The 2,752-nt window shown below is 41.2% G+C and carries 3 protein-coding genes; all 3 read right to left on the bottom strand.

All coding sequences use genetic code 11. The features are described from left to right. Window positions 1–56: 56 nt before the first annotated feature. Window positions 57–758, bottom strand: a complete 702-nt coding sequence (locus HWQ36_RS18390) for a Uma2 family endonuclease (RefSeq protein WP_292705126.1) — start codon at window positions 756–758, stop codon at window positions 57–59. A 152-nt stretch (window positions 759–910) separates the two neighbouring features. After that, window positions 911–1,219, bottom strand: coding sequence for a KGK domain-containing protein (locus tag HWQ36_RS18385; protein ID WP_094350095.1), 309 nt, complete (start codon window positions 1,217–1,219; stop codon window positions 911–913). A gap of 310 nt (window positions 1,220–1,529) precedes the next feature. Next, complete coding sequence (gene ccsB, locus HWQ36_RS18380; RefSeq protein WP_292705125.1) at window positions 1,530–2,603, bottom strand: c-type cytochrome biogenesis protein CcsB; 1,074 nt, start codon at window positions 2,601–2,603, stop codon at window positions 1,530–1,532. Window positions 2,604–2,752: the final 149 nt, after the last annotated feature.

Genomic DNA, 2,752 nt, shown 5'->3' with positions numbered 1-2,752 from the left:
GTTTCTGTTTTGGCTGCGGCTCTCCCAAACTCAGACCCTCTGCCATAATCCCTCTGTCAATAGGGTTTGAGACGCGCTAACCCTGGTAATAATTGGGTTTCTTGCTGTGCTTTTTGAGCTTTTTGTTCTGCTTTTTGAGCTTTTTGTTCAGCAAGTTTTTCCTTTTCTTCTGATGTTAACAACCGTTGTCCTTGTTGGTTATACCAATACATCCATTCCCGTGGTATACCTAGATAAGTTCCTCGTTCGATGCCAATTCCTAAACCTATTTCTGGCAACAAAACTGGATTATCATCATGTAATTCATAAGTATTGTTAACTAATTTGTAAACTTCTAAACGTGGCTTACGGCGACGAAATGGGTTGTAAACTACATAATACAAAATTCCCAATCTTGCATATTCTGCTTTTTTGGTCGAGTACTCACCACGGTATGTTTTAGATACTACCTCCAACACTAATATCGGTAATTTCTTCTCTTCCCAAAGCACATAACTAGGGCGGAGGTTTTCATCATAAAATCGCTCTACGCCCAGACTCAAAAACCCATCTGGGACTATTGCTGGTAAGTCTGGGTCATAATAAATACCCATATCTACACCAAAAAACCAATCCATGCGTTCTGGCCAAGCCATTGCGAGTATTGCTTTGAGTAAACCGGGAATTAAATCTTGTAATTCATTATCTACTGGGGTATCGTCAGAGTCTGGCAGTTCCTCGGATGAGGGCAAACAAGCTAATGGATCGTACTTTAGCATGATGGGTTTACTCTTCCTCAGTTATTAGTGCATCTTTAATTTTATTAATTAATTTTGATAGCAATTCAGCACATCCTATTTTATTTGTAAACATCAAGAAGCTCAGATCCCCGACTTCTTAAAGAAGTTGGGGATCTTTTGCTCATTGAGTATTAGTTTTCCACTTGTTTGAGTTTCTGAAAAATTTCATCAAGTGGTGACTCAGATTCATCAGGACAAAATTCTAAAGCAAGTCTAACTTTTCCTTTTTTCCATCCCAAAGTACTAAATTGTAAAACTTCACAATTTAATCCTTGGGTATACAAATTTACTTCATCTGTTTCTTCTGCTCCAACATATTCCTTAATTGCTGTAATCAAATCACGGACTTTAAAGGTTTTAGCAATATTTAACTTATTAAAAGTGTCTGGTTCTATAGACACAACTTCATCATGGTTTAGTCTCTCGAATCCATCTTCCATAAAAATCTCCTGTCAATAAATCTATATTTTCCAGAGATATAACAGTTCATCCGAAATAAAATGATAATTTAGTCATTAGTCATTAGTCATTACTACTAATGACTTCGATTTCCCTACGGCTTTTAATGAAAACGAGCAAAGTGAGGTTTTTGTAGCGGTGGGATGAGTTAAATAAAAATTCAGTAATCATTTTCGCCTGACGCAAAGGGGTAAAGAAAAACTCTTCACCCCTCTGTATTTCAACTTAAACCTTTAACTCATCATAGTTTTACCCAAGATTTTACTAAGTCCTGAGTTATGAGTCAGGTTCTTAGAAAAACCACCCGTAAGAATGCAAACCTTTACCCAAAAGATTCACACCGAGATAGCAAACCCAAACAACAACAAAGCCTGTGGCGGCTAAAATGGCGGGACTACGGCCTTGCCAACCGCGAGTGATTCGGGCGTGGAGGTAGGCGGCGAACACTAACCAGGTGATTAATGCCCAAGTTTCTTTGGGGTCCCAACTCCAGTAAGAACCCCAAGCTTCGTTAGCCCAAACGCCACCAGCAATAATGCCGATTGTCAATAAGGGAAATCCAAGTCCGATGATGCGATAGCTGATGTTGTCGAGGGTTTCGGCAAGGCTAAGGCGCTGGGGTGAAAGAGGTTCAGAATTTTGGATTTCGGATTTTGGATTTTGGATTGGGGTTGTTGTGACTAAACCCATGACAGCAGTATTACCATTACCGTTGCCGTTGCTACTAGTTTCAAAACGAGCAAAGCCGTTATTTTCGGCAGAAGAGGCTGATGGTTGAGAAATTAGTTCGGCTGCTTTGTGTAAGCGGTAGCCATTGCTGCGATAGCCACCAGTACCGACAGAACTGCCTTGTAGTTGGATGTTTTGACCGCGAGTGACAATCAGAAAAGCGATCGCTAATAACGCACCCACCATCAAAGCAGAATAACTCAACATCATGACGCTGACATGCATCATCAGCCAATTTGACTTCAAAGCAGGTACTAAGGGTTCCGACAGTTGCATTTGGGATGGTAGTGTCAAGGTAGCAAAAGCAGCGATCAACATTGCCACCGGTGCTGTAACAACTCCTACTAAGCGGCTACGACTACTACTTTCAGCAATTAGATGGACAGTGGTAATTCCCCAAGTTAAGAAAAATAGAGATTCATAGAGATTACTTAGGGGAAAGTAACCAGCTTCTATCCATCTTGCCCCTAGTAGAGTTGCCATGCACAAATTAGCGATCGCCATCCCAGCTGTCCCCAAAGCGGCTAGATAAGGCAGATTCGGAAAAGCCGCTCCTCCCCAATACACCAGCATTGTTAGGAATAATATGGCAAAGGAGGCATTGTCCAGCCAGTTCTGGAGTACAACCAGATTCATAAAGTGTTCTCTCCGTGAATGATTTAAAATATGGATTCTGACTGTTCTGATCCTATATGGTTAAAAGGGAATCGGGAATGGGGCATTGGGGATTGGGCATGAAGAAGAGACAAGGGAGACAAGGAAGAGGGGGGAGACAAGGAAGAGAC

Origin of the sequence: Nostoc sp. NMS2, from assembly GCF_017115105.1 — a bacterium.
GTDB lineage: Bacteria > Cyanobacteriota > Cyanobacteriia > Cyanobacteriales > Nostocaceae > Nostoc.
This window is presented reverse-complemented; position numbering and strand designations above follow the sequence as displayed.

Coding starts and splice junctions, on each gene's coding strand:
- HWQ36_RS18390 (WP_292705126.1), bottom strand. CDS start 758: ATGCTAAAGTACGATCCATTAGCTTGTTTGCCCTCATCCGAGGAACTG.
- HWQ36_RS18385 (WP_094350095.1), bottom strand. CDS start 1,219: ATGGAAGATGGATTCGAGAGACTAAACCATGATGAAGTTGTGTCTATA.
- ccsB (WP_292705125.1), bottom strand. CDS start 2,603: ATGAATCTGGTTGTACTCCAGAACTGGCTGGACAATGCCTCCTTTGCC.